The sequence below is a fragment of the Pseudomonas sp. FP1154 genome (assembly GCF_030687245.1).
Taxonomy (GTDB): domain Bacteria; phylum Pseudomonadota; class Gammaproteobacteria; order Pseudomonadales; family Pseudomonadaceae; genus Aquipseudomonas; species Aquipseudomonas rhizophila.
This window is the reverse complement of record NZ_CP117465.1, coordinates 1,694,344-1,719,927: the sequence shown is the minus strand read 5'-3', so window position 1 is coordinate 1,719,927 and position 25,584 is coordinate 1,694,344. Positions and strand designations below refer to the sequence as shown.

Sequence of the window (25,584 nt, the reverse complement as noted above, 5' to 3'; positions counted from 1 at the left end):
CTACTGCAATACGAAGTTAGTGAAGAGCAACTGTTCGATCACCACTTTGCCGAGCTCTTTCTGAGCCACTTCCTGCACGCTGGCCGTGGCTTTCTGACGCAGCATTTCCTGGCCGACGGGCGTGGCCAGGGTGTCGAAATTCTGTCCGGAAAAGAGCATCACCAGGTTATTGCGGATCAGTGGCATGTGCACCCGCAGCGCTTCCAGATCAGCCTGGTTGCGGCCCAACAGGGTGATACTGACCTGCATGTAGCGTTGGCGGCCGTTCTGGGTGTAGTTGGCCACGAAAGCGGGCGCCATCGGCTCGAAAATCGCCGGCTGCTTGCCCACCGGCGCGGCCTCGACCGCCACGGCCGGCTTGCTTTGAGCGTTGTGCATGAAATACCAGGTCGCCCCCACAGAGACCCCAATGGCCAGGAGCAAGCCCACCACGATCAAGATGATCAGCTTGATTTTGCCCTTGGTTGCCGGGTCCTTTACAGCTGCTGCTTCGCTCTTCGCCATGCCAATAATCCGTCACTAATCGGGGTTTTCACTGTTGCACGGCAAGGCAGGAGCAAGTGTTATGCCAGAAGTGTCGGGGCACAAGGATCACGATTGGGATGCAATCTGCAGAACGCCATAAAACCAATGTGGGAGCGAGCCTGCTCGCGATAGCGGAGTGTCAGTCACCCATTTTGGGACTGATTCACCTCTATCGCGAGCAGGCTCGCTCCCACATTGGGGGCATCTTGGGGTCAGGCGTAGAAATCGACCGCGCTGGTGCCGATCACGCTGGTGGCAGTGGCTGCTACTTCCGCAATGCTGGCTGGCAGGTCTTCCTCTACCGAATCCACCCGACCGCCGGACGATGTTGTGCGCCCAGCCTGGGCCTGTTGCTGCGCTTGCTGTTCCTGCCCTTGGGAGCCACGGGATTGGTCGGACACGCTGACGTCGACCTGGCCCATGCCCTGCTGGGCAAAACTGTCGCGCAGGCGATGCATCTGACCTTCGAGCGCTTCGCGAACGCCGGAATGAGCGCTCATGAACGTCACTTGGGTCTGCTGATCCGGAACCATGTTCACCCGAATATCCAGACGACCGAGTTCGGCCGGCTGCAACTGGATATCGGCCGCCTTGAGGTTGACACTCGACAGGTACATCACCCGGTTGACCACTTCTTCGGTCCAGCCGCTCTGATTCATGGCGATAGGCTGGTTGACCGGTATCGCATTGGCAGTTTTTGGCGTGGCGGCCTGGGTTAGCGCTGCCAGACGGTTGGCGAAGTCATCCACGCGAGTATCGCTGGAGGCGGCGGTCAGATCCTTGAGACCTTCATTGATCAAACCGCCAAATGCTTTTTCACTGCCCTGGCTGCCGGGGCCGGTACTGCTCTGATCAGCCTGGACGGTGAGCATGCTTGCCATGCCGGCGGCAAAGGTTTGGGCCGATGTCGGCTCACCGTCAACCGATGCAGGGGCAGGCGTCTTGGACTGCGCGTGGCTGGCAGCGGAAACATGGCCGCTCTGCTCCATCGCCAGGCGCAAGGCAGGCAATGCATCAAGCGGATCGGCCGCCGGATCGAATTCAGGATCGACCACAGCCGAAGTCTGGGCTGCTGCGGCCAATGGAGCAACCGGCGCCGCCACCGCAGCCGCGACTTGAGGCATCGTCGTGGCCACCACGGGGGCGGGTTCTGCCTCGGTTGCGACAACCGTTGCGATCATATCCGGCAGCAGCGCGGGGTCCACAGCCGGATCGCCAGAAGCAACTTCCGCCACTGGGGTTTCAGTCGTGTCGGCACCGTCATCACTGGCCACCTTGTCATCGGCCGTTGACGGCTTGTCGGCGGGCAAGGATTTGCCGCTATCGGCAACCGTCGTCTCGGAGGCGGCAGCCGTTTCGTTGCCATCGTCTTTTTTGACGGTGTTATCAGAAGCCTGGTCGCGCACCTGTTTAACCGATGGCTCGGGGGCGGTCGACGACTTCGCGGGGGCCTGGCGGGCGAAGACCTGGGCGAAGCTGGAGGCTTTATTCCCGAACTCAGGGGCCGCTGCCGGTGAATTGACGGCGGCCTGAGGCTTGGCCTGCGGGGTGGCCTGAAGCAGTGTATTGGGCGTTACGGGCATAAAAAGGTCTCCGCTGCACTGGAATCATAGGTACAGTCGAGAGAGGACAATGCAAGGGACGGGCCAACCTATTGGCAATGCTCGAATCTCAGCAGTGGAACCCTTCACGCTCTTCCCTGCAAAGCTTGCGGACATGGGCGAATTCACTGTCGATTTCGCTGACCAGCTTTTCAATCCCGCTCAACGACGGCTGTTTGGCACGTTGCTCCAGTTCGCCACACAGTTCTGCCAGGCGGATGGCGCCCATGTTGCTGCTGCTGCCCTTGAAACTGTGGGCCGTGGCACTGAGCTTTTCCGCATCCCGCGCCTCATGCAGCACACGCAGGCGTGCTTCGGAATCGTTAAGAAAGGTATCCAGCAACTCCAGATACCCGTCCTCCATGACTTCCTTCAACGTACTCAGTACGTCGCGGTCCAGATGAATCTCACTCACTTGTTCGCTCCCTGATCAAGAATGGCGCCGATTATGCCAGAGCCTCCCAGAAAAACTCCACGCGCGCACTACGACCATCGTCGGACCAGCAGGCCTGATGGCTCAACTGACGCACCAGGCTCACGCCGCGCCCCGACAACCGGTGACTGTCCGCAGGTCGTGCCAACACCCGGGCGACATCGAAGCCCTGGCCACTGTCTTCGACTTCAATGACCAGACGACCACCGTCACCGTGAGGCGTGACGTGCACATGAACCCGGACGTGACCGCTGTTCAATTCATCCAGGCGCTGGTTGCGCTCGCTGTAGTAACGGGCGAAACCCGACGCGTCGCGCTTGAGACTCGAATCGAGCCCCAATACGCCATGGTCCAGCGCATTGGAGTAGAGCTCAGACAGCACGCTGTAAAGAGCGCCACTCTGAGCCCTGAGCCCATGAACCTCAAGCAACAGCTGCAACAGGTACGGCATCGGGTTGAACCGCCTGAGCGTCTGCGCGCGAAACTCGAAACTCATCGACCAGTCCAGCGGACTGGACTGGCCGCTATCGGAATAGACCGGCGGTGGCGGGTTGAGTTGCGTCGGCGCGACCAAGCGCACCTCGACCATGCTGAAGTCGTCCCGCGGCTCGCCGCGAAAGTCCCGCAAGGCTTGCTGGATGTCTTCGAAAAGACAGTCGGGCTCACGATTGGCCGAAAAGACCTGTTGCAAACGCTCCACGCCAAACAGCTGCTCATTGTCGTCAGCGGTGTCGATCACGCCATCGGACAGCAGGAATACCCGGTCACCCAGCGACATGGGGTGTACTTCAGTGCGGTCATCGAACAACTGGGGAGTGAGCACGCCCAGCGGCAGGTGCCGCGCCGGCAATGGCGTGCGCACACCGCTGAGGCTGTCATGCAGGTAACCATCGGGCATGCCGCCGTTCCAGACTTCCACCGTGCAGCGCTGGAAACTCAGGCATAACAGGGTCGCGCAACAGAACATGTCCACCGGCAGGATGCGCTTGAGCTTGGCATTCATCTCCCGCAGGATCTGCGCCAGGCCATAACCTTTGGCGGTCATGCCGTAGAACACCTCCGCCAGCGGCATCGCGCCGACAGCGGCCGGCAAACCGTGTCCGGTGAAATCCCCCAGCAGGATGTGCATATCGCCCGCCGGGTTGAATGCGGCCAGCAGCAGATCGCCGTTGAACAGGGCGTAAGGGGATTGCAGGTAACGGATGTTCGGTGCGCTCAGACAGCCGGAATGGGCGATCTTGTCGAACACGGCCTTGGCCACGCGCTGCTCGTTGAGCAGGTAGTCATGGTGCCGGGATATCTGGTCACGCTGTTCCACGACAGTGGCCTGCAACCGACGCAAGCGGTCCATGGCCTTGATCTTGGCGGCCAGGATGACCTGGTTATACGGCTTGGCCAGAAAATCGTCACCCCCGGCTTCCAGACATCGGGCCAAGGCTTCGCTTTCGGTCAACGAGGTGAGAAAGATGATCGGAACCAACTGCTCCCCAGCCAGTTGCTTGATCTTTTGCGCCGCCTCGAAACCATCCATCACCGGCATCATCGCATCCATCAGCACCAGGTGCGGACGCTGCTGGATATAGATGTCCACCGCTTCGGCACCGTCAGCCGCAGTGAGCACGTGATGGCCCTGACGACGGACAATAGTCGACAGCAGCAGTCGGTCAGCGGCACTGTCTTCGGCAATCAGGACCGTCAGCGGTTCGAGGTCGGACAACATGGCTGCCGGTCAAGCTTTTCCGGGATGAAGTTTGTCCTGGAGATGGCCTGCCTGTGGCTTGTCTTTTTCTCCCGAGCTGTCTTTCCCTGCTTCTTCTTTCGGATAGATATCGAACAGCTTGTCGAAGTTGGAGATCGCGAGGATTTTCTTGACGTCACTGTTGCTGTTCACGATCCGGATATCCGAATCTTCGCCGCCGGCATGATCGCGTAGCAGCAGGAGCATGCCCAAGGCGGAACTGTCGAGATAAGTGGCTTCTTTCAAGTCCACCACAATGGATTCGGGCTTTTTGTTGAGCCGCTCGTAAGACTCGCGAAACTCCTGATGCCGCCCAAAATCGAAACGACCCTTGATCGAGATCGTCAGCTTTTGCCCATCGGGGGATACTTCGGTAACGACTGACATGTTCGGCTTCCTTGTCATGGACATACGTGTACAAGGTTTAGCACCTGGTAGAAGTCTGAGCAAGGTTTGGAACACTTCCCTCTCAAAATCCCGGCCCGATGATCAATACGGATCCTGACGCGGCAGACGCTGGGACAATTCATCCAGCAGTTTTTGCTCGCGCCTGTCCTCCAATCGCCGCGCTTCGTCGATATAACGCTGTACGAGTTTGCGCAGCCCTTCGACCCGGGCGAAAGCCTCCTGCCAACTCTGGCGAGCCTTTTCCAGGTTGTTCTGGTGCCAGACCAGACTCTGGCGCTGCTGGTCAATGGCGGTGCCCAATTGCGCAAGAAAGCCCTGGTAACCCAGCAACCATTGGCCGGAAACCCCATGGCTGCCACGGGCGATCCACTGCTCCTGGTATTCGAGACGGAAGTTTTCCAGGTCCGCCAGTTTGCTTTCGGCGACGGCCACCTGCCCCTGGAAATATGCCAGACGCTGGACGGCGGTTTTTTCGGCTTTTTCCGCCATCTCCACCACGGGCGCCAGACGCGCCGCACGACTTGTGGCCATGGCCGGTTACCCGCCGGCGACCGGAGTGAAGATGCTCTGCAGGTGCGCTTCGCTGGCGCCCATGCCGATGTTGTCGTTCAGGCTCTGGCGCAGATAGACCGCCATTGCCGGATAGAGATTGATGGCGGTATCGGTCTCACGATCACCGCCGGGCACGTAGGCACCGACGCTGATCAGATCGCGGCTTTGCTGATAGCGCGACCAGTATTGCTTGAACTGTTGGGCACGCTTGAGGTGCTCGGCGCTGATGACCGACGGCATGACCCGACTAATGGACGCCTCGATGTCGATGGCCGGATAGTGCCCTTCTTCGGCCAGACGCCGGGACAACACGATGTGACCGTCGAGCACGCCACGGGCCGAGTCGGCAATGGGATCTTGCTGATCGTCGCCTTCGGACAGCACGGTATAGAACGCCGTGATCGAACCGCCGCCCTTTTCCGCATTACCGGCGCGCTCAACCAGCTTGGGCAACTTGGCGAATACCGAGGGTGGATAGCCTTTGGTGGCCGGCGGCTCGCCAATGGCCAGGGCGATTTCCCGCTGGGCCTGGGCGAAACGGGTCAACGAGTCCATCAGCAGCAGGACATTCTTACCCTTGTCGCGGAAATACTCGGCGATTCGCGTGCAGTACATGGCGGCCCGCAGGCGCATCAACGGAGCATCATCGGCTGGCGAAGCCACGACCACTGATCGCTTGAGGCCCTCTTCGCCGAGGATGTGCTCGATGAACTCCTTCACCTCGCGGCCCCGTTCGCCGATCAGCCCGACCACGATAATGTCCGCCTCGGTGAATCGGGTCATCATGCCCAGCAGCACACTCTTGCCCACCCCCGTACCGGCAAACAGGCCCAGACGCTGACCGCGCCCGACCGTCAACAAACCGTTGATGCAACGAATGCCCACGTCCAGCGGCACGCTGATGGGGTCGCGCTTGAGGGGGTTGATCGTCGGGCCGTCCATCGGCACCCAATCCTCGGCCTTCATGCCGCCCTTGCCGTCCAGGGCACGCCCGGCGCCGTCCAGCACCCGTCCGAGCATGCTCATGCCCATGGGCAGCCGACCGGTGTCAGCCAAAGGCACAACCCGCGCGCCAGGTGCGATGCCGGCTACGCTGCCCACCGGCATCAGAAAGACCTTGCTGCCGGAGAAGCCCATGACTTCGGCTTCGACCTGGACCGGGTGATAACTGTCGTCGTTGATCACCATGCAACGACTGCCCATGGCGGCACGCAGGCCCTCGGCTTCGAGGGTCAGGCCAACCATGCGCAGCAAGCGCCCTTCCAGGATCGGCTGCCCGGCCAGCTCGGTGGCCTCGGCGTAGCTGCCCAGGCGCTTGCCGAAGCTGGTTCGCTCAAGGCGCATCGCGGCCGTCCAGTTCAGGGGTACTGAGTTCAAGAGCATCCGACTCTGCGGCGTCTGGATCAATAGGGGTGTCAACCTGGGGCTCGTCCGGCAATTCCAGGCTCAGGTCGGCAGCAGCCGGGTGCAGTGCCTGTTCGTGCAACTGGTCGAAGAGCTTGGCCATGATCTGGCTGATGCGGGTTTCGATGGTCGCATCAATGCGGCTGTGCTCGGTTTCCACACGGCAACCGCCCGGCAGCAGGGATTCGTCCTCGACGATGCGCCAGGTTTCTTCATGACGCTCACGCAGTGCCTTGACCAGTTCGAAATCCTGAGGATTGATGTACAGCCGCACATTGCCCACGCCCAACGGCAAAAGCTTGAGGGCTTCGCGCATGACGTGTTCGATCTGGCTCGAATCAATGGCCAGTTCCCGCTGGATCACTTGTCGAGTGATGTGCTGCACCAGCCCGACCAGGGACTTCTCGATCTGAGTGTCCTGCTCGGCGATGGGCTCGAACAGGTTGAGCATCAGCGATTCCAGCGCGCGGAGCTTGGCTGTCAGCGCTACGTCGGCTTCCTGGCGAACCTTGAGCGTGGTGCTATGGAAACCTTCTTTTTCACCAATGGCGAAGCCTTCGTTGTAGGCCTCCTGACGAATGCTTTCGACTTCTTCGAGGGTCAGTGGCTGGACTTCTTCCAGCGGCACCTCCTCCATTTCCGGCAGTTCTTCCTCGGGCTCAGGCTCAGGCTCGGGCACGTGGGGATCGAAGCTGGGCAGCGACCAGACGTCAAAACCACCGACGTCCCGAGCGCGGATCAGGTCGCTGGGTGAACCATCACTCTTGGCAGACATAACGACCTTAGATCATCTCTTCGCCGCCCTTGCCACCGAGCACGATCTCTCCGGCTTCGGCCATACGGCGGGCGATGGTGAGGATTTCCTTTTGTGCGGTTTCCACGTCGCTGACACGTACCGGGCCCTTGGCCTCGAGATCGTCGCGCAACAGTTCGGCCGCCCGTTTGGACATGTTCTTGAAGATCTTTTCCTTGACGCCTTCGTCCGACCCCTTGAGGGCCAGTACCAGGACGTCGGAGGACACTTCGCGCAACAGCGCCTGAATGCCGCGATCGTCGACATCGGACAGGTTGTTGAACACGAACATGAGGTCTTCGATCTGACCGGACAGGTCTTCGTCGAACTCGCGGATCGAGTCCATGAGCTGGCCTTCGATCGAACTGTCGAGGAAGTTCATGATGTCCGCCGCGCGCTTGATGCCACCCAGAGTGGTGCGCGAGGCATTGGAGTTACCCGAGAACTGCTTCTCGAGAATCTGGTTCAATTCTTTCAGGGCCGCCGGCTGCACGGTATTGAGCGACGATACCCGCAGGATGATGTCCAGGCGCACCTTATGATCGAAGTTGCCCAGCACTTCACCGGCCTGGTCCGGGTCGAGGTAAGCCACCACGATCGCCTGGATCTGCGGGTGCTCGTAACGAATCACGTCAGCCACCGCGCGCGGCTCCATCCACTTGAGGCTGTCCAGGCCGCTGGTATTGCCGCCCAGCAGAATCCGGTCGATCAGGCCATTGGCCTTGTCCTCGCCCAGGGCCTGGGTGAGCATTTTGCGCACGTAGTCGTCAGATCCGACGCCCAGGCTGGTCTGGTCGCCGACGATGTCGACGAACTCGCTCATCACCTGTTCGACCTGCTCACGGTGCACGTTGCCCATCTGCGCCATGGCCACGCCCACGCGCTGGACCTCCTTGGGACCCATGTGACGCAACACTTGGGCGGCGTCGGTCGACCCCAGGGACAGCAGCAAAATCGCGGCTTTGTCGACCCGGGACAATTTGGCAACAGCGGCTCGATTATCACTCATCTGCGTTAATCCACTCTTTCACGACCTGGGCCACACGACCCGGATCTTCTGCCACCAGACTCTTGATAGCGTTCAACTGAGCGTCATAGCCTTCACTCGGACTTGGCAGCAGAATGCTCTGCGGCCCACCGAGGCTGACGCGATCATTGGCCAATTCGCCATCCAGGCCGCCCATGCCTCCCAGCTCTACATCACCCAAGCCAGCCAACTGCTTGTTCTTGCCGCCACCGGTAATGTTGTTGAGCACCGGACGCAGCACGCCGAACACCAGGATCAGGATGAACAGCACACCCAATACTTGCTTGACCACATCCCAGAACCAGGGTTGCGAATAAAATGGAATGTCGGCGATTTCTTCGCCGCGCTCCTGGGAGAACGGCACGTTGATCACGCTCACGCTGTCGCCACGGCTGGCGTCGAAACCGACCGCGTCCTGCACCAGGCGAGTGAACCGCGCCAGTTCGTCGGCACTCCACGGCGCACGGCTGGTTTCGCCATTGGCCGGGTTGATCTTGACCTGATCGTCCACCACCACCGCGACCGACAGGCGATTCAAACGGCCCTGTTGCTGCTTGGTGTGGCTGATGGAGCGGTCGAGCTCGAAGTTCTTGGTCGATTGTTGGCGCTTGTCGGCCGGGTACGGCGCCAGCATCGGCTGACCGGTGGCCGGATCCATGATCTGTTGGCCGTTGGCGTCGATCAGCGGCTGGCCCGGTTGCACCATGCCAGCGGCCGCAGTGGCACCACCGGTGGTCTGGGGCGCGCTGGCCGGCGACGGCGGTTGGTTGCTAAGCGCACCAGGCACGCCTTGCGGGCCATTGCTGGCGGTGCGTTGCTCGTTCACCGACTGTTCGCTGCGCAACGCCGGTTGATCAGGGTTGAACTGTTCGGACGTCGACTCGACGGAGCTGAAATCCACATCGGCCGACACCTCGGCCTTGTAGCGGTCGTTACCCAGGATCGGTTGCAGGATGTTGTGCACCCGCTGAGTCAGCATGCCTTCCATGCGACGGCTGTAGTCGAATTGTTTGCCGGCCATGGTCAGAGCAGAGTTCTCCGCCTGATCGGACAACAGGTTGCCCTTCTGGTCGACCACGGTGATCTGGGACTTGCTCAACTCGGGAACACTGGTAGCCACCAGATTGACGATGGCCACGACCTGGCTGGGCTCCAAAGAGCGACCGGAATACAGTTCAACCAGTACCGAGGCGCTTGGCTTGCGCTCATCGCGCACAAACACCGAGCTTTTTGGAATCGCCAGGTGCACACGGGCACCCTTGACGTTGTTCAGACTGGCAATGGTGCGCGCCAATTCGCCTTCAAGGCCGCGACGATAACGGGTCGCCTCCATGAACTGGCTGGTACCCAGGCCCTGGTCCTTGTCGAGGATCTCGAAACCGATATTGCCATCGGTGGGCGTTACGCCAGCAGCGGCGAGCTTGAGGCGCGCGCGCGCCACGTCGTCGGCCTTGACCAGCAAGGCGCCGGAATTGGGTTCGACGGTATAAGGAATGTCGGCGGCAGCCAGGGTTTCCATGACTTGCTTGGCGTCCATGCCCTCCAGACTGCCGTACAAAGGACGGTAGTCTGGCTGCTGGGACCACAGCACCACGGCAAACCCGATCGCCACGCTGGCAGCCAGGCCGACCAACAGGCCCACCTGACGCAGCATGGTCATCTCGGAGAGGTTTTCCAGGAAGGACAGACCGAACAGCGGCGGTTTGCCGTCGGGCGGAGTGGCCTTGGCCGGAACGTTATCAGCGACTGCTTCTGCCATGACTCAATAATTTCCTTAGACCGGCATCTGCATGATGTCTTGGTAGGCTTGAACCAGCTTGTTACGAACCTGGGTCAACGCCTGAAACGAGACACTGGCTTTCTGCGAAGAGATCATCACGTCCGTCAGATCGACGCCACTTTTGCCAATCTCGAAAGCACTGGCCAACTGACTCGATGCCTGCTGGGTATCGTTCACTTTATTGACGGCCTGACCGAGCATGTCGGAAAAACTGCTGGCGCCCACTTCCGGGACCGCGACCGACTTAGGCTGTGCCATGGCGTCCATTTGCATGGCCCGCATGTCCAGCATCAACCGATTAAATTCAATACCTTGGCTCATGGTCTACTCTCTCTGGCGGCCCGCATTTTTTTGACACTTACTCAGCGGGTACACAGGTATTAGCAACAAGGGTGCCAGCTCCGTGACCGTAAAAAACAAATGCATGTGGGAGCGGGCTTGCTCGCGAAGGCGGTGGTTCAGTCAATGCAACGGCGACTGGTAAATCGCTTTCGCGAGCAAGCCCGCTCCCACAAGGGATATTCGGTGCACATCACTCAACTGGCGAACAGGTAGGCCTCGACGTCCATGCCGGCGTCACGCATTTGCGCCAGCTTGTAGCGCAGGGTGCGCGGGCTGATCCCCAAGCGCTCGGCCGCTTCCTTGCGACGCCCGCGCTCGGCGCGCAGGGTGTCGATGATCATCTGGAATTCGCGACGACGCAGGTCGTCTCCCAAAGCACCGGCCGATTCGCCCTCCACTTCCGCCGGAGGGGCGAACGCCGGGACCGCTGACACGGCCGGCAATGGCGCGCAGGCCACCGGACCGCTCAGGCAAAAATCTTCCGGCTGGATCAGACCGCCCTGCTGCAGAATCAATGCCCGCTGAATCGCGTTATCCAGCTCCCGTACGTTGCCAGGCCAAGGGTAGGCGATCAGAAACGCCTGGGCCTCGGGGGACAGCCTGGCTGCCGCATGCTTCATTTTATTGACGTGTTTGGTCAGCAGACGCTCGGCCAGCGGCAGGATATCGGCGGTGCGCTCGCGCAACGGTCGCCAGGCCAGCGGAAATACTGATAGACGGTAGTAAAGGTCTTCGCGAAAACGCCCTGCCGCCACTTCGCCAGCCAGGTCGCGGTTGGTGGTCGCCACCACGCGGATATCCAGGCTGATAGGCTTGCGCGCACCCACCCGCTCCACTTCCCGCTCCTGCAACACGCGCAACAGCTTGGCTTGCAGGCCAAGGGGCATTTCGGAAATTTCATCGAGCAGAATGGTGCCACCGTCAGCCTGCTCGAACTTGCCGGCCTGGGCCGAGATGGCGCCAGTAAACGAGCCCTTCTCGTGACCGAACAGCGTCGCCTCCAACATATTGTCGGGAATCGCCGCACAGTTAATGGCAATGAACGGTTCGCTGGCACGCCGGGATTGCTGGTGAATGTAGCGCGCCAGCACCTCCTTGCCGGTGCCGGATTCGCCGGAAATCAAAACAGTGGAGTCGCTGCGAGCCACCCGCGCGGCCAACGCCAGCAACTGCGCACTGGCCGGTTCGATCGCGACCGGGCCTTCACCCTCGACGGCAGGGCTGCCCAAGGCATGGCGGGCCACCAGATCCAACAGCGCCTTGGGCTCGAACGGCTTGACCAGATAATCCGCAGCCCCCTGGCGCATGGCATCCACGGCGCGCTCGACGGCACCGTGGGCAGTCATCAGCAGGACCGGCAATTGAGGTTGGCGGGCGCGCAACAAACCAAGCAGCTGGTGCCCATCCATGCCCGGCATGTTGACGTCACTGACCACCAGGCCGAAGGTCTCTTGAGCCACGGCCAGCAAAGCATCTTCCGCCGAACCGACGGCGGTGTAATCGTGCCCGGCCAGCACCAGGGTATCGGCCAGCGCCTCACGCAGGGCCCGGTCATCCTCAACCAGTAACACCTTGATCGCCATGACCTTCACTCCACTCCCGGCGTACTGGAAAACAATGGCAAAAGCACCAGTGCACAGGTGCCACGCCCCAGACGCGAGCGCAGTTGCAATTCTCCCTGATGGGCACGCGCCACTGCCTTGACTACGGTCAGGCCCAAGCCCGTGCCTGTGGTCTTGGTGGTAAAAAAGGGTTCGCCCAAACGCGCCAGCACCGCTGGCTCGATGCCGCTACCACTGTCACTGACACACAAGCGCAAGGTGTTGCCCCGTGTGTACAAGTGCACTTTGAGCCGGACGTCGCCGCCGCTGGCCTGGACCGCGTTTTCGATCAGGTTCAACACTGCGCCCACCAGGGTGTCGCGATTACACAACACCTCGCCATCATGGCTGTCGCATTGCCAGCGAATTGGCAGGTCCTGCACGTGAGTCAATGCGGCGGCTTGCAAGGATTGCAGCAAGACCTTGGGGGTGACGCGATCGGTCAATGGCAACTCGCCACGAGCGAACACCAGCATGTCGCGCACCTGATGCTCCAGCTCGTGCAGCCGCTCTTTCAGGCGTCCGGCGAAGCGTTGTTGGGTTTCCACCGGCAGTTGCTGCTCGGTCAGATGACTGGCGTACAGCAAAGCGGCCGACAGCGGCGTACGAATCTGATGAGCCAGCGAGGCCACCATCCGCCCCAGGGAAGACAGGCGTTCGTGGCGGGCCAGTTGATCTTGCAGGTGACGGGTTTCGGTCAGGTCATTGAGCAACACGAGCTGCCCGGGCTCGGCGTCCAGCGAACGAGTGGAGATGGACAGGCGCCGACCGTCCTTGAGCGACACTTCATGGCCGTCGTCTTCACGCGGGGCGAAGCAGCGGGCGATGACGTGCCGCCACAACTCGCCCTCCAATGGCAGGCCAAGCAGCTCGCAGGCCGCCGGATTGGCTTCGCGCACGCGACCATGGGCATCGATGACGATAACGCCACCGGGCAACAGGTCGAGGAGATTTTGCAGCCGATTAGCCAGCCGTTCCTTTTCCGCCAGCTCCTGCATGCGCTGGGCACTGACCACTGCCAGCTCGCCCTTGAGCTCAGTGACGCGAGCTTCGAGCAGGCTGTAGGAATCGGTCAACCGGCTGGACATCTGGTCGAACAGCGAAAAGGCCTGCTCAAGTCCAACCCGGCTTGCCTGCTCGGCGGACGGCATGATCCCCGGCTCGGGGACAGGTGAGATCTGGGCGGCTTGGGTCATCGTGCTCTCTCGCTTGGCTGACCGTCAGTTAAACGGAACGTTGCGAGGGATGTAGCAATACCCGTGCCGAAAAAAAACCGCCTGAAAAATCAGGCGGTTGGAAAACAGGCGTCAATCATCCGCCTGTTCATCTCCTTCGCGACGGCTCATGCCGTACTTGCGCATCTTCTCCACCAGGGTGGTACGACGGATGCGCAGGCGTTCGGCGGCGCGGGCCACGATACCGTTGGCATCGTCCAGGGCCTGCTGGATAAGGCCTTGTTCCAGGCCTCCCAGATAATCCTTGAGGTCAAGGCCTTCTGGTGGCAGCAAGGCATTGGCGGTGAAGTCGGGCGTATGGCCGTTGATCGCCACGCGCTCTTCCAGATCGCTGCGCAGGCTATCGACCATTTGCTCGTCTTCATCGTCGACATAACGGAATTTCTTCGGCAACTCGACCACGCCGATCACACCGTAGGGATGCATGATCGCCATGCGCTCGACCAGATTGGCCAGCTCACGGACGTTACCCGGCCAACCGTGGCGGCACAGGGACATGATTGCCGCCGAGTTGAAACGGATCGAGCCGCGCTTCTCGTGCTCCATGCGCGAAATCAGTTCGTTCATCAGCAGCGGGATGTCTTCGACCCGCTCACGCAGCGGTGCCATTTCAATCGGGAAAACATTGAGGCGGTAATAGAGGTCTTCGCGGAAACTGCCCACCTCGATCATGCTCTCGAGGTTCTTGTGGGTCGCGGCGATGATTCGCACATCGACGCTCTGGGTCTTGTTGCTGCCCACGCGCTCGAAGGTACGTTCCTGCAAGACTCGCAGCAACTTGACCTGCATCGGCAACGGCATATCACCGATTTCATCGAGAAACAGCGTGCCGCCGTTGGCCAGCTCGAACCGCCCGGCCCGGCTGGTGATGGCGCCGGTGAAGGCTCCCTTCTCGTGTCCGAACAGTTCGCTCTCGAGCAACTCGGCCGGGATCGCACCGCAGTTGACCGGCACGAACGGCGCTTCGCGACGCTTGGAATGGTAGTGCAGGTTACGCGCAACCACTTCCTTGCCGGTGCCCGACTCACCCAGGATCAACACGCTGGCGTCGGTATCGGCGACCTGCTGCATCATCTGGCGCACATGCTGGATCGCCCGACTGGTGCCAACAAGACTACGGAAAAGGTTGGGCTCGCGATGCCGGCCGCGCTCGCGCGCCTGGTCGTACATCTCGCGATAAACCTGGGCGCGGTGCAGCGAATCGAGCAACTTGCTGTAGCTGGGTGGCATTTCCAACGTGGAAAGCACCCGGCGGCGCTGGTCCTCAGGCAAGTCAACGGAAGAATTTTCGCCCATTAACAAAACCGGAAGGAACTCATCCCAGGTTGAGAGTGTCTTTAGCAAGCCCAAAAGCGTTGCGGGTGCATTTACGGTTCCGATCAGAACGCAAATGACCTCACGACTGGACGACAAAGAGCCGACGGCCTGCTGCCAGTCATGGCTTCCGCAGGGTAAATTTTCTTCACCAAGAAAATTTAGGATCACCGCCAAATCGCGGCGGCGGACGCTATCGTCATCGATCAGGAGAATTTTGGTTTCACGCCACATGCAATAGCAACTTCCCTAGTCAACTCAATGCCCGGAATTTGGGGGCAAGCTAGACGCTTGCAGACTTGTCATGCCTGTAGACGCCTGAAATCTGTAAACAGCCACTAGTTAAGTCAAAAAACCGTGCACAGTCAAATTTATGGCGCACTTTGTTCGGATTAACTGAGCGTTAACCGAACAGATGGTAAACCTTTGCCGCGTTCTGCGCTTGATGGATCTGCGACATCTCGTCGACAATCGCCTGACGCTCGCCAGTGGCCGCCTCCAGCAGCTGCCGATAGACCCCCAGCAACTCCTCAAGATTGCTCCGCAACGCCGCCTCGTCTACCTCAGGCTCGCTCAGAACGTCTTCCATGCAGGAACGGCAAGCCAGGTCCAATTGACCGATTGCCTCCCAGTTGCGCTCGGCCAGGGCACCGACCAGGGCATCACGGGTTTGTTCGATTCGCTGCAAGACAAGACTCATGAGCGTGCTCCTTAGAATTGCGGACCCGGTACGGCGATGGCATCCCAACCTTCCTTGACCGTGCTCAGCAGATCGGCGACTTCGTCGAGGATCTTCGGATCAGTCTTGGCGTTGGCTTCGGCCAGGCGCTTCATCATGTAGGTATAGAGGCTATCCAGCTCGGTGACCGACTCGGCCTGGTTTTCCAGGTCCAGGCCTTCACGCAAACCGCCAATGATGCCGATGGCCTTACTGATCAGTACGCCTTTATTGGCGATATCCTTGCGCTCCATCGCACCCTTGGCCTGGGCAATGCGGTCCAGCCCGCCCTCCATCAGCATCTGCACCAGACGATGGGGACTTGCTTCGGAGGTTTGCGCCTGGGCGCCAATCTTCTGGTATTGGCGAAGGGCTAACATCGGATTCATGTTCTACCTCATCAAAAAAAACTTCGGTTCGTATAAACAGCGTATCGACGCCGCGTCAAAAAACTTTAGATCGAAAAAGCCGAAAGCCCGGAGCGTCCTGAGACGCTACCGGGCTTTTGTGTATCGACCAGAATCAGCTGTTTTTCTGCTGTGCCGTCATGGCTTCGAACATCGAGGTGATGTTACTGGCAGTGGCTTTCAGCCTGCCCACCAGGGTATCCATGTCGTTGTACTTTTTGGTCAGCACCGCGGTGAGGGTTTCGATTCGGCGATCAAGGGCCAACTGATCTTCGCTCAGTTTCGCCTTGAGAACTTCCAGGTTCTTGGATCGAGCCGTCAGGATGTTATCCACAGGCTTGCCATTGGAGTCCTTCTTACTGGTCTCCGTGTAGGGATTGAGTGCATTCTGCATGCGCTCGATCAGACCATTTTCCCCAGTGAACAGGGTCTGGATTTCTCCACCCAACTGCCTTTCGTTCACGGCAGTTGCGAACTTCGTACTGTTAAAATCCAGGGCACCAGTCGTCTGGTTGGTGGTAATCCCCAACTGCGACAACACGGTCAGCTTATCGCCAGCACCGGTTTCGGACAAAGGCGCGCGAATAGCCGCCAAAAGCGAGCGAGGCAATGAGTCACCGGTCAATGCTGCCGGAACCGAGTTACCTTCGGCATCTGTCGATGGCTTGGTCAGGGAAGTCACGGCCTTCGCAATAGCGTTATAAGCATCGACAAATTTCTGAATCGAAGCTTTCAGACCGTCGGTGTTGGCAGCAACGGTGACGGTCGTCGGGCCGGTACCGGCAACGACTAACGTCATGCTCAAGCCTGAGACCACGTTATCCAGCTTGTTGGTCGGACTGGTCATCGCCAGGCCGTCGACGTTGAACTTGGCATCCTGTGCGAACACCAGAGAACCTGAAGAAGTCGCGGTGGGGGGTGTAGCCATCGCTACAGAGCCGTCAGCCGCAAGACTGGCAATGCCGCTGAGAGAAATATCGTTGCCCGCACCAGTTTTAGTCGAGCCCACCACAAGACGTGAACCAAAACTGTCGGTCACGATGTTGGCGGCCAGACCGCTGGAGGAGTATTTGCTGTTGATAGCGTCCCGAACCGACTGCAGCGTCGAATCAGCAGGAATATCAAGGGTGTAATCCGTACCGCCCTGGCTAATGGTCAGCGTACCGGTCTCCACCGCACTGGAAGCGCCACCGGCGAAAGCAGCCGTGGCAACTTTTGAGGAGGTTGCCAGCTGAGTGACGTTGACCGAGTAGATACCACTTACCGCCGAGTTCCCGGCTGTCACCGTCAGCGCACTGGTATTGGCCGAAGTAGCGGAAACACCGGTGAATTGAGGCGTGGTCGTGCTGCCCAGGCTTTCAAGCGCGGACTGGAAGGTAGCCAACAGCGATTTCAGGGTGCCGATCCCCGAAATATTGGCGGTATTGGTCTTGGTGGCGCGGTCAATCTGACCTTGCTTGGCTGCTTTGTCAGAATCCACCAATGCCTTCACGATAGCACCGGTATCAAGGCCAGAGCCTAAACCCAAGCCAGGTAGAATTGGACTTGCCATGTGGGACTCCCTTCAGTGTGCCGCCGGTCTTTTGACCTTTAAAACGTCAAAAGAACCAAACAACAAAATTCGTGCCAGCTGTCAGGCTTGTGCGCTGAACAACAGGCTGCTTGCATCATTCAAACTGTTCGCCAGCTTGAGCACTTCTTCATTAGGGATCTGGCGAATCACTTCACCGGAGCCGCTGGCAATCACTTTGACGACCACTTTGCCTGAAGGCTCATCGATTGAGAACTCCAGATTGCGCTTGACCGACTGAACAAAGGTTTCGATCTCCTGAACCGCTCTCTTCAGTTTTTCCTGCTCGGCCTCAGCGTCTTTTGGCTCATCCTTGACCGGTACCACGGTAGCAGCATCGGCTCGAGGCTTCTCCACTGGCTTGTCGGCAAATGTCGTCGCCGGCTTCGCAGCTGGATAAGACAAGTTCAGCTTCACGCTCATATCCATGTCCATCACCTCTTGAACGGAAAAAGCGAGAGAGTACGCAAGCGCACTCCCCCGCTAAAACTCATCCGACTATTACTGAAGCAGCTTCAGTACAGCGGATGGCAGTTGGTTGGCCTGGGCCAGAACCGAAGTGGAAGCCTGTTGCAGAGTCTGCTGCTTGGTCAGCTGGGCAGTTTCAGCAGCGAAGTCGGTGTCTTGTACACGACCCAGTGCAGCAGCGGCGTTTTCGTTGATGTTCTGCAGGTTGGAGATGGTGCTGGTCAGACGGTTCTGGGCAGCACCGAGGTCCGCACGGCTGGCGTTGATGGTCGCCAGAGCAGCGTCGATCGCGTCGATTGCAGCTGCAGTGTTGGTTTCAGCCTCAGCACTATCAGCAGCACTGATCGCGATGGCAGCAGAGTCAACGCTCAGGGTCGCAGCGTCGAAGCTGTCGCTCAGGGTCAGAGTGATCTGGTTGGTAGCACCGGTGTTGGAGCCGACCTGGAAGGTCATGGTGCCAGCGGAACCGTCGATCAGGTTCTTACCGTTCAGGTTGGTCGAATCAGCGATACGGGTCAGTTCGTCCGACATCTGAGCAAATTCTTTGTTCAGAGCATCACGGTCTGCAGTGCCGTTGTTGTCGTTTCGAGCCTGGACAGCCAGTTCACGCATACGTTGCAGAATGTTGGTGGATTCCTGCAGAGCGCCTTCAGCGGTCTGAGCGATGGAGATACCATCGTTGGCGTTTTTGATCGCAACAGTCTGACCGCGGATTTGCGAGGTCATACGAGTAGAGATCTGCAGGCCGGCGGCGTCGTCTTTGGCGCTGTTGATTTTCAGGCCGGAAGACAGACGGGTCATCGAAGTGGACAGAGCATCGGAAGCCTTGTTCAGGTTCTTCTGAACGTTCAACGATGTGACGTTAGTGTTTACTGTTAAAGCCATGACGAATTCCTCGTTGGTTGGGTACTGCGGCTTCCGGCCCTGGCAACCGCCGGGTGTGGCCTAGAGAACCTTCGTAATAGTTATCGTCGTAATCGGAACTTGCTTTAGCTGTTTTTTCAAATAATTTGCCATCAGGGTGCCACCCCTCGTAAATCAAGGACTTGGCAGCGCTCAGAAGGTAAAAAAATGACGTCAGGGAATTGCCGGAGCCGCTATTCGTCCAGACAGCGGTCCTAGCGGAGGGGAAAAGACTTAAACCGCCTGACCAGCGGTCAATAGGTCAACCAGCTCGTACTCAAGATAATCCGCCAGCGAAAGCCAGTTCTGAGCCTGCTGATCGTTGAACATCAAGCCAAGCAAACCGCCCCACGATGACTGGACATCGCCTGGCATAAGCTCGACAAAAGGCTGGGCCGCCTCGACCACTGCAACCATCGCCAGCCCCGCCTCGACATCGCGGCCAAGACGAAACAGCCGAGCACATCCGCGCGCGTCTTCGATGACCACCTCAAGGCTGCTCATCGCACAAACTCCGGATGAAAAGCAGTGCCCACGATCATCGCTCCATCTCGACTGCTGTTATAAAAGCGCACCTGAGGGTGCCTGGCGACAAATCGCTCCAGCTCACACAAATAGCTACGGAAGTTGAGCTGAGTCTTGACCCGCTGGCCATGGCCATCAAGCACCCAGTGCCTGGATGCGTCCAACTGAGGCCCCAAATCGCCGTCGTCCCAACCCGCATGGGTCTTGTCATGGGGAAAAGCGAAATCGGCTCCGAACAAAGTGACCTGCGCCGCGCCCATCCTGACGGCCAGGTCCACGGCCGGATGAATCACGCTGCCACCTACGAACAGCTCGCCCCGAGGCAGTTGCTGGCGCATTTGATGATAGACAGGGCTGGCGGAATAACCGGCATAACGGCGACCCTGCCAGGCTTCAATCACCGATGGATCCGCCATTGGCAGGTAAACCAGTGCAATGGCACCGGTGTCTTCAGGCGGAAGGTGGCGCGCCGAAATGCGTTGATCAATGCTGACCACGATATCCGGTCGGATGCCCTGGGTGATCAAGGGCCGATAGGCCGTATCGACACAGATCAATAGCGGCCGCTCGGCTTGGCTATTCAAGCCGCGAAGTCTCTCGAAATGTTGCTCAAGGCTGGGACCGGTGGCAACGACGAACGCCTCACGCCCCTTGAACGCGCCGAACAGCTCGGCAACATCGCGGTCGTCTCGCACGAGATTGAATGTCGATTGCAACCGCTCGACGATCTCGGGGGCTTGGGAATCGAACTCCCGATTAGTGAAGTCCAGATGAATTTCGCTGATCAGGCGATCACGAATCTTGGCACTGTAATCATCGGCCAGTACCAGCTCGGCGGGGAGCGCGAAGAATGGCAATTGGATTTCCGCCAGATCCCCCGCGTAGAACAACACTACCCTGGGATTGGCAAGCCATGGCATCTGATCCAGTACCTGCAGTACCAGAGAAAACACCGCGCCGTTGAGAACATGAACATACAACCGCTCGAGCCCTGCCCGCTCCAGCAAGCGGTTTTGCAGGTCGCCCAACCCGGTGCCGTAGACATGCACCATGGTCGCATCCTGCGGCAGACTGGCCGCTTGCAGATCAGCTTCGGCGAGACGGTCATGCCGGCTGGTCAGCTGGATGCCGTTGATGCTCAGGGTCGAACCCAGGCCCTCCACCAGATCGGCCTGCAACTCACCGGCATTCTCCAGCAGCAACCGCTGGGCCACGGCCGGCCAGCGTTGCTCGATCACCTGGAAATTGCGCTCAAAGAACTCGCTCATGGCGTCTCGCTTTTCCATCAGGCAAAAAAATAGCGTTCAAGGTTACACCTTGGACGCTATTTTTTGTGCTCGGGCATTAACGGCTCAAGGACGATAAATGATCGCCGACCCCCAGGACAGGCCCACGCCAAAACCACTTAACGCCACGCGTTTCCAGTCGGAATCGAGCACGTGCTTTTCCAGCAGCAATGGAATGCTCGACGACACGGTGTTCCCGGTCTCGACCATATCCTTGATGAACTTCTCCGGCTCGCCTTCGAAACGCCGCGCCACCGCATCGACAATCGCCGCACTGCCCTGGTGAATGCAGAACGCATCGATGTCGCTGGCTTGCAGATCGGACTCGGCGAGCAACTCATGCAAATGAGCCGGAACCTTGATCAAGGCGAAATTGAACACTTGGCGACCGTTCATGAAGAACACCCCGTCGCTGACCTTCAGGTGCGGCGCACCGGAACCGTCGGTGCCGAACTTGGCCTTGCCCAAGTGCCACGGTGCATCCTCGCCCATCCAGGTAGCGGTAGCGGCGTCACCAAACAACATCGTGGTGTTGCGATCTTCCGGATCAACGATTTTCGAATACGGGTCCGCCGTTATCAGCAGGCCATTCTTCAGGCCGGCGGCTTCCATGAAGCCCTTGATGGCGTAGATGCCATAGACATAACCCGAGCAGCCCAGGGAGATATCAAACGCTGCGACAGTGGTCGGCAAACCCAGCTTGTCCTGAACGATGGCCGCCGTGTGAGGCAAGCCTTCTTCGTCGCCGTTCTGGGTAACGACGATCAGTACATCGACAGATTCACGTTTCAGGCCGGGATTGTTGGCAAACAGCGCATTGGCCGCTTCTACACACAGGTCCGAGGTTTCCTGCCCGTCATCCTTGCGCGGCAAGAAGGCGGAACCGATCTTGCCCAGGATGAACTCTTCATCCTTGTCGAACTTCGCACCTTGTGCGTAATTATCCACGCCGGCTACAGGAACGTAGCTCGCAATGCCTTTTATGCCAATCATTACGGCTTCCCAATTAAAAATAGCCCAATACCACCGCTCGCAAGGATTCGAGGGGCGCCGACAAACGGGAAGTGTAAAGGGCTATCACTGGGCCTGATAAGGGCCAGGCGCCATCTTCCCGGTCAATACAATACAGTGAAGATGCGCGTTATGACTCACAGGTCACGCGATTTTACTGATTAAGCCTTTTTGAAAAGGCCTAATCAGCAACAACGGGTTTAGTAACAGACCCTATGCAAGCAACCGCGACCAATCGACAGCCGTAGCGGTGCCCAGCGCAAAGCCGGTGCCGGTCAAGGCCAGGTTGGGGTTACGGGCCGGGTCGTGTTCAAAGCGCGCCCGCCATTTGTCCTGCAGAGCGCCGGCAGCCTGTGGCGCTTGGGCGAATGTGCCGGGGTGCAGCATCTGGGCCTGAGGGGTCCAGACGGTGAGATAACCCGCATCGGCCGCTTTCAGGCACAGATCGACATCGGCAAACGCCTCAGCGAAGTGGCCCTCGTCCAGGCCGTCCACGGCTTCGAACAGCTCCTTGCGGATCATCAGGCAAGCGCCCGACACCGCCGAGTAGCTCTGCTCCACCTGATGACCGTTGAGGTAGCCCTTGGCGTCCTTGCGTTCGCCAACAAACACCGAGCCCACCTGGCCGTCGGGCTTAAGCACCAGCCCGGCCTGGGTGGTGACACCGCGGTTGTCCATCTGTTTGCTGCCGACGACCCCCACTTCAGGCCGCTGGGCCTGGTTGAGCAGACTGTCGAGCCAGTTGGAGTTGACCACTTGCACCTGAGCAGACAGCAGCACCAGATAGTCACCTTTGGCCTGGCCGCTGGCCCAGTTGTACAACGCCGAAGTGCTCAAGCGGCGGTCGCTGCGCAGGATGCTAATCCGGTCGCCCTTGCCTTCCAGGCTATCCAGCCACTGGATCAGGTCTTCGGATTGGCTGTGGTTGTCGGCAATCACGATTTCATGACGATGGTAGCGGGTACGCTGCAGCACGCTGACCAACGCCTGTTGGATGTGTTCGAAGTTGTCGCGGCTCTCAAGGATGATCGACACCAGTGGCCGTTCGGCGTGCTGGTAATCGATCTGGTAGGTCAGCGGCTGGGCCGAAGTGACCTGGGCGCGATAGCCCCGGGCAGTCAAGTGACGGGTCAACACCTGACGCTCTTGAGGGTTTTCTTCCTGCGTCGGGGCGTTGCAGATCAACAACGGCTCGGCCAGATGCGCCAGGCCGCTGAGCCCTTCGTCCTCGATCAGGCGCAACAGCAGGTCCAGTTCCAGGGCCTGGGTGTATTGCGCGGTAAAGCCACGGGCCTGGGTCAGCACCTCACGGCGAATCAGCCAGTGCCGCGCCATCAACGAAGGCACCGATTGCAACAGATCGAGGTTGACCCCCGGACGGAATACGTCGGTGAGGCCGCCATCGGCCTTGCGCTGGATTTCATCCATGGCCACCGCGCGCACGCCCTCGGCACCGATCAGTTCGAGACTGGCGCGCAGCAGGCCGCTTTGGGTGAACTGGTCACCGGCTTCGGCCAGCAACAGCCAGTCGGCGGTGGATTGCCCGACGATCTGATTGATGCGCTCGACGTAATTGGTGGTGCTGACTTTGACGAAGTGCACGGTGTCACGCGCGGTGGTGGTCGCCGGCAAGTCACCCGTGGTGAACACCACGACGTTGAATGCTTTGCAATGGCCGTTGACCAGGCTGTCGAAGGTAGCCTGCAACTTGAACATGTCAGCGTCCAGATCCAGCAACAGGATGCCAAACCGCGGCCCGCCCTGATGCTCGGCCAGGTGGGCGGCGATGGACTTGAGTTGCTGTTCATCGGGGTTACGTGCTTCAAGCCAGCTCAACAAGCGACCGGAGTGCATGTTCTCCAGTAACCGGCGATCCTGCTGCCCCGGCACCGAGTCCAGACGCTCGAGCCAGGCCTGCAACTTCACCGATTCTTCAGGCTCGTCGCTGTTCTTCAACGACTCGGCCAGGCGCTTGACCACGGTACGATTGAACGCGTACAGGCCTTGGGCCTCCCACAAACGACTGCGCAATGTGCGCTCGTCGTCATTGGGTTGCACCTGCATCAATTCGTGCTGGCGCAGCAGGATGCCTTCCAGTTGCTGAAGCTGAAGGCGACCGGCCGGCATTGCATGCAGCAGGAATTCAAACTGGGTCAGCAGATCGAAAACCCTCTGATTATAAAATGGCATTTCAACAAACTGCTGTGGGCCAAACGAACGTATCGGCTCGCCCCCTGCTTCCAGCCAGGCGGAACGAATGATCTGTGTACCTTTGAGTGAGCGCCCCTGCTGCAAGCAGTCAGCCATGGCTGCAAAACTGTCCAAAGCAATCTGTTTGATACGCTCCGGAGCCTGCTGGGTAAGCTGGGTAGGCACGGATGCGAGAAACTCGGCGAACTGTTCCCGCTCGGCAACGCTTTTGGCGTCCTTGTAGCTAAGCACGGTCAACACATTGGTGTTGTGTTCGGAACCGCCGTAGTTGAGTTCGCGCACGGCGAACGGAATCGGCAGGATCCGCGCCTTGGCGCACGCCAGCAAGTAAAAGGTATGACCGATTTCCTGCCATTCGAAACTGGTGCCTGGCGGCAGCATGCCGTACCACTGCTGCAGCAGGTCGGTGCGGGTCACGGCGTAGAACGGCGGAAGGAACTGATCCATGAAACGGATCACACGGTCCTCGGCCAGTTCGCTGTTGTAGTCCTCATGCACCTTGCGATCACGACGGAAGTAGCAGACTTCTGTGGCGCAGGACAAATACATGATCCCGTAGCCATGGCACAGGCCATAGTCAGGGTTGGCTTCGAGGAACTCCACCGATTCGGTCAAGGCATCGTGCAGCAGGAAATCGTCATCGGCGGCGAACACCATGTAGGGCGTCGTGACCTGATTGACGCCGTACACCAGCTTGTCTTGCAGCCCCTTGTAAGTGAACTGAGGCAAGTGCCGGTAATCGACCGAGGGAAAGTCCCGGGCAATTTGCTCATCGCGCTCGACCGATGAATCAAGCACCAGCACCGAACACGGATAGCCGCTGTAGTAATGCAATGTCCGGCGCAGGAACGCACTGCGGTTGTGGGAGATCACCACCACTGTGAACCGCTCGTTCAGCGGTGCCACGTTGCTTTGAGCATTGTTTCGAACCTGCATATTTCCTGTCCCCACAACCTGCCAGACGCCAATGATTTGATACGGATGAATTAACGAACCCGGCGCAGATAGCCATCCGGTGCAACGGTGATCAGCAGCTTGTTCTGCAACTGCCGGTCAATTTCGAAATCGCCATTTTCCTCGAGGTATTTCCACACCGCCGTTTTCGGGTTGTCGCCCGGGCCCCATGGACGATCCGGGAAAAAGTCCGCCGGCATGTCCTCGACCACGGTGTCCATCACCACGCAATAGCTGCCTACCGAAACCAGCGGCGCGTACAGACGCAGTTCTTCGAGCACATGGTCGTGGGTGTGGTTGGAATCGAGCACCAGGATGACTTTCTTGCCTTTGGCCGCTGCATGGACCTGCTCGGCGATGGCCGGATCGATGCTCGAACCCTCGATCATCGAGATGCGTTTGCTCATCGGGTGGCTCTCGATGGCTTCACGGTTATGGGGGCGGATATCCAGGTCGATGCCCAGCACTTCCCCGTGGCCTTGCAGCTCCAGCAACGAGGCGTAATAGATGATCGAACCACCGTGGGCGATGCCGCACTCGATGATCAGGTCAGGCTTGATCTGCCAGATCAATTCCTGCATGGCCATCATGTCCTGTGGCAGTTGGATGATGGGGCGGCCCATCCAGGAAAAATGGTAGCTGTACTTGTGACGGGCCGATTCGTTGAAGAACTCTTTGGCCAGGCCGACGAGTTTCTGGTCTTGGCCTTGACCGGCGATTTCGGTCTGGCATTGGGCTTCGAAGGCTTTATGGATCGTGTTGTCGGTCATGTTCGAAT

The 25,584-nt window shown here is 59.2% G+C and carries 23 protein-coding genes and 1 pseudogene; all 24 read right to left on the bottom strand.

Annotated elements, in window-relative coordinates:
• Positions 1 to 504 (bottom strand): flagellar basal body-associated protein FliL, encoded by a 504-nt coding sequence (fliL, locus tag PSH91_RS07870; RefSeq protein WP_047226254.1) that lies wholly within the window; start codon positions 502 to 504, stop codon positions 1 to 3.
• Between the two features lie 233 nt (positions 505 to 737).
• Positions 738 to 2,108: a flagellar hook-length control protein FliK gene (locus tag PSH91_RS07865; protein ID WP_305467786.1), complete on the bottom strand. Its 1,371-nt coding sequence runs from the start codon at positions 2,106 to 2,108 to the stop codon at positions 738 to 740.
• An 88-nt stretch (positions 2,109 to 2,196) separates the two neighbouring features.
• Complete coding sequence (locus PSH91_RS07860; protein WP_047226252.1) at positions 2,197 to 2,541, bottom strand: Hpt domain-containing protein; 345 nt, start codon at positions 2,539 to 2,541, stop codon at positions 2,197 to 2,199.
• Positions 2,542 to 2,572: 31 nt separating this feature from the next.
• Positions 2,573 to 4,279, bottom strand: coding sequence for a fused response regulator/phosphatase (locus PSH91_RS07855; protein WP_305467784.1), 1,707 nt, complete (start codon positions 4,277 to 4,279; stop codon positions 2,573 to 2,575).
• A gap of 105 nt (positions 4,280 to 4,384) precedes the next feature.
• Positions 4,385 to 4,684: pseudogene (locus tag PSH91_RS07850) on the bottom strand (STAS domain-containing protein); the annotation flags it as partial.
• A gap of 102 nt (positions 4,685 to 4,786) precedes the next feature.
• Positions 4,787 to 5,236: a flagellar export protein FliJ gene (gene fliJ / locus PSH91_RS07845; protein WP_047226250.1), complete on the bottom strand. Its 450-nt coding sequence runs from the start codon at positions 5,234 to 5,236 to the stop codon at positions 4,787 to 4,789.
• Positions 5,237 to 5,242: 6 nt separating this feature from the next.
• Positions 5,243 to 6,601: a flagellar protein export ATPase FliI gene (gene fliI / locus PSH91_RS07840; RefSeq protein ID WP_047226249.1), complete on the bottom strand. Its 1,359-nt coding sequence runs from the start codon at positions 6,599 to 6,601 to the stop codon at positions 5,243 to 5,245.
• Positions 6,591 to 7,436 carry a flagellar assembly protein FliH gene (gene fliH / locus PSH91_RS07835; protein ID WP_047226248.1) on the bottom strand — a complete coding sequence of 282 codons (846 nt, stop codon included), beginning with the start codon at positions 7,434 to 7,436 and terminating at the stop codon, positions 6,591 to 6,593. The genes fliI and fliH overlap by 11 nt, the downstream gene beginning before the upstream one ends.
• A 7-nt stretch (positions 7,437 to 7,443) precedes the next feature.
• Complete coding sequence (fliG, locus tag PSH91_RS07830) at positions 7,444 to 8,463, bottom strand: flagellar motor switch protein FliG (RefSeq protein WP_003199086.1); 1,020 nt, start codon at positions 8,461 to 8,463, stop codon at positions 7,444 to 7,446.
• Positions 8,456 to 10,240, bottom strand: coding sequence for a flagellar basal-body MS-ring/collar protein FliF (gene fliF / locus PSH91_RS07825; RefSeq protein ID WP_047226247.1), 1,785 nt, complete (start codon positions 10,238 to 10,240; stop codon positions 8,456 to 8,458). The genes fliG and fliF overlap by 8 nt, the downstream gene beginning before the upstream one ends.
• A gap of 15 nt (positions 10,241 to 10,255) precedes the next feature.
• Positions 10,256 to 10,582: a flagellar hook-basal body complex protein FliE gene (gene fliE, locus PSH91_RS07820; RefSeq protein ID WP_047226246.1), complete on the bottom strand. Its 327-nt coding sequence runs from the start codon at positions 10,580 to 10,582 to the stop codon at positions 10,256 to 10,258.
• A 215-nt stretch (positions 10,583 to 10,797) separates the two neighbouring features.
• The gene (locus PSH91_RS07815; RefSeq protein ID WP_047226245.1) at positions 10,798 to 12,186 is read right to left on the bottom strand and encodes a sigma-54 dependent transcriptional regulator; all 1,389 of its coding nucleotides are present in this window, start codon (positions 12,184 to 12,186) and stop codon (positions 10,798 to 10,800) included.
• A 5-nt stretch (positions 12,187 to 12,191) separates the two neighbouring features.
• Positions 12,192 to 13,400, bottom strand: a complete 1,209-nt coding sequence (locus PSH91_RS07810) for a PAS domain-containing sensor histidine kinase (RefSeq protein ID WP_076385832.1) — start codon at positions 13,398 to 13,400, stop codon at positions 12,192 to 12,194.
• Between the two features lie 111 nt (positions 13,401 to 13,511).
• Entirely contained in the window at positions 13,512 to 14,987 is a 1,476-nt protein-coding gene (locus tag PSH91_RS07805; protein ID WP_047226243.1) for a sigma-54 dependent transcriptional regulator, read from the bottom strand.
• A 169-nt stretch (positions 14,988 to 15,156) separates the two neighbouring features.
• Positions 15,157 to 15,453 carry a hypothetical protein gene (locus PSH91_RS07800; RefSeq protein ID WP_047226242.1) on the bottom strand — a complete coding sequence of 99 codons (297 nt, stop codon included), beginning with the start codon at positions 15,451 to 15,453 and terminating at the stop codon, positions 15,157 to 15,159.
• An 11-nt stretch (positions 15,454 to 15,464) separates the two neighbouring features.
• Entirely contained in the window at positions 15,465 to 15,860 is a 396-nt protein-coding gene (gene fliS / locus PSH91_RS07795) for a flagellar export chaperone FliS (protein WP_047226241.1), read from the bottom strand.
• A 133-nt stretch (positions 15,861 to 15,993) separates the two neighbouring features.
• Positions 15,994 to 17,430 (bottom strand): flagellar filament capping protein FliD, encoded by a 1,437-nt coding sequence (gene fliD / locus PSH91_RS07790; protein WP_076385834.1) that lies wholly within the window; start codon positions 17,428 to 17,430, stop codon positions 15,994 to 15,996.
• 81 nt (positions 17,431 to 17,511) lie between these two features.
• A complete protein-coding gene (locus tag PSH91_RS07785) occupies positions 17,512 to 17,877 on the bottom strand; it encodes a flagellar protein FlaG (RefSeq protein WP_047226239.1) in 366 nt (121 codons plus the stop codon).
• A gap of 72 nt (positions 17,878 to 17,949) precedes the next feature.
• Positions 17,950 to 18,801, bottom strand: coding sequence for a flagellin domain-containing protein (locus PSH91_RS07780; RefSeq protein ID WP_024617493.1), 852 nt, complete (start codon positions 18,799 to 18,801; stop codon positions 17,950 to 17,952).
• 252 nt (positions 18,802 to 19,053) lie between these two features.
• Positions 19,054 to 19,323: a hypothetical protein gene (locus PSH91_RS07775; protein WP_076385836.1), complete on the bottom strand. Its 270-nt coding sequence runs from the start codon at positions 19,321 to 19,323 to the stop codon at positions 19,054 to 19,056.
• Positions 19,320 to 20,612, bottom strand: a complete 1,293-nt coding sequence (locus tag PSH91_RS07770) for a motility associated factor glycosyltransferase family protein (protein ID WP_305467781.1) — start codon at positions 20,610 to 20,612, stop codon at positions 19,320 to 19,322. Before PSH91_RS07770 ends, PSH91_RS07775 begins: the two co-directional genes overlap by 4 nt.
• A gap of 84 nt (positions 20,613 to 20,696) precedes the next feature.
• Positions 20,697 to 21,623 carry a ketoacyl-ACP synthase III gene (locus tag PSH91_RS07765; RefSeq protein ID WP_107322128.1) on the bottom strand — a complete coding sequence of 309 codons (927 nt, stop codon included), beginning with the start codon at positions 21,621 to 21,623 and terminating at the stop codon, positions 20,697 to 20,699.
• 231 nt (positions 21,624 to 21,854) lie between these two features.
• Positions 21,855 to 24,788: a TIGR00180 family glycosyltransferase gene (locus PSH91_RS07760; protein WP_305467779.1), complete on the bottom strand. Its 2,934-nt coding sequence runs from the start codon at positions 24,786 to 24,788 to the stop codon at positions 21,855 to 21,857.
• A gap of 50 nt (positions 24,789 to 24,838) precedes the next feature.
• Positions 24,839 to 25,576: a cephalosporin hydroxylase family protein gene (locus PSH91_RS07755; RefSeq protein WP_025212481.1), complete on the bottom strand. Its 738-nt coding sequence runs from the start codon at positions 25,574 to 25,576 to the stop codon at positions 24,839 to 24,841.
• Positions 25,577 to 25,584: the final 8 nt, after the last annotated feature.

Excerpts from the sequence above, each read along its gene's own strand:
- fliL (WP_047226254.1), bottom strand. The coding sequence starts at position 504 with ATGGCGAAGAGCGAAGCAGCAGCTGTAAAGGACCCGGCAACCAAGGGC.
- PSH91_RS07865 (WP_305467786.1), bottom strand. The coding sequence starts at position 2,108 with ATGCCCGTAACGCCCAATACACTGCTTCAGGCCACCCCGCAGGCCAAG.
- PSH91_RS07855 (WP_305467784.1), bottom strand. The coding sequence starts at position 4,279 with ATGTTGTCCGACCTCGAACCGCTGACGGTCCTGATTGCCGAAGACAGT.
- fliJ (WP_047226250.1), bottom strand. The coding sequence starts at position 5,236 with ATGGCCACAAGTCGTGCGGCGCGTCTGGCGCCCGTGGTGGAGATGGCG.
- fliI (WP_047226249.1), bottom strand. The coding sequence starts at position 6,601 with ATGCGCCTTGAGCGAACCAGCTTCGGCAAGCGCCTGGGCAGCTACGCC.
- fliH (WP_047226248.1), bottom strand. The coding sequence starts at position 7,436 with ATGTCTGCCAAGAGTGATGGTTCACCCAGCGACCTGATCCGCGCTCGG.
- fliG (WP_003199086.1), bottom strand. The coding sequence starts at position 8,463 with ATGAGTGATAATCGAGCCGCTGTTGCCAAATTGTCCCGGGTCGACAAA.
- fliF (WP_047226247.1), bottom strand. The coding sequence starts at position 10,240 with ATGGCAGAAGCAGTCGCTGATAACGTTCCGGCCAAGGCCACTCCGCCC.
- fliE (WP_047226246.1), bottom strand. The coding sequence starts at position 10,582 with ATGAGCCAAGGTATTGAATTTAATCGGTTGATGCTGGACATGCGGGCC.
- PSH91_RS07815 (WP_047226245.1), bottom strand. The coding sequence starts at position 12,186 with ATGGCGATCAAGGTGTTACTGGTTGAGGATGACCGGGCCCTGCGTGAG.
- PSH91_RS07810 (WP_076385832.1), bottom strand. The coding sequence starts at position 13,400 with ATGACCCAAGCCGCCCAGATCTCACCTGTCCCCGAGCCGGGGATCATG.
- PSH91_RS07805 (WP_047226243.1), bottom strand. The coding sequence starts at position 14,987 with ATGTGGCGTGAAACCAAAATTCTCCTGATCGATGACGATAGCGTCCGC.
- PSH91_RS07800 (WP_047226242.1), bottom strand. The coding sequence starts at position 15,453 with ATGAGTCTTGTCTTGCAGCGAATCGAACAAACCCGTGATGCCCTGGTC.
- fliS (WP_047226241.1), bottom strand. The coding sequence starts at position 15,860 with ATGAATCCGATGTTAGCCCTTCGCCAATACCAGAAGATTGGCGCCCAG.
- fliD (WP_076385834.1), bottom strand. The coding sequence starts at position 17,430 with ATGGCAAGTCCAATTCTACCTGGCTTGGGTTTAGGCTCTGGCCTTGAT.
- PSH91_RS07785 (WP_047226239.1), bottom strand. The coding sequence starts at position 17,877 with ATGGATATGAGCGTGAAGCTGAACTTGTCTTATCCAGCTGCGAAGCCG.
- PSH91_RS07780 (WP_024617493.1), bottom strand. The coding sequence starts at position 18,801 with ATGGCTTTAACAGTAAACACTAACGTCACATCGTTGAACGTTCAGAAG.
- PSH91_RS07775 (WP_076385836.1), bottom strand. The coding sequence starts at position 19,323 with ATGAGCAGCCTTGAGGTGGTCATCGAAGACGCGCGCGGATGTGCTCGG.
- PSH91_RS07770 (WP_305467781.1), bottom strand. The coding sequence starts at position 20,612 with ATGAGCGAGTTCTTTGAGCGCAATTTCCAGGTGATCGAGCAACGCTGG.
- PSH91_RS07765 (WP_107322128.1), bottom strand. The coding sequence starts at position 21,623 with ATGATTGGCATAAAAGGCATTGCGAGCTACGTTCCTGTAGCCGGCGTG.
- PSH91_RS07760 (WP_305467779.1), bottom strand. The coding sequence starts at position 24,788 with ATGCAGGTTCGAAACAATGCTCAAAGCAACGTGGCACCGCTGAACGAG.
- PSH91_RS07755 (WP_025212481.1), bottom strand. The coding sequence starts at position 25,576 with ATGACCGACAACACGATCCATAAAGCCTTCGAAGCCCAATGCCAGACC.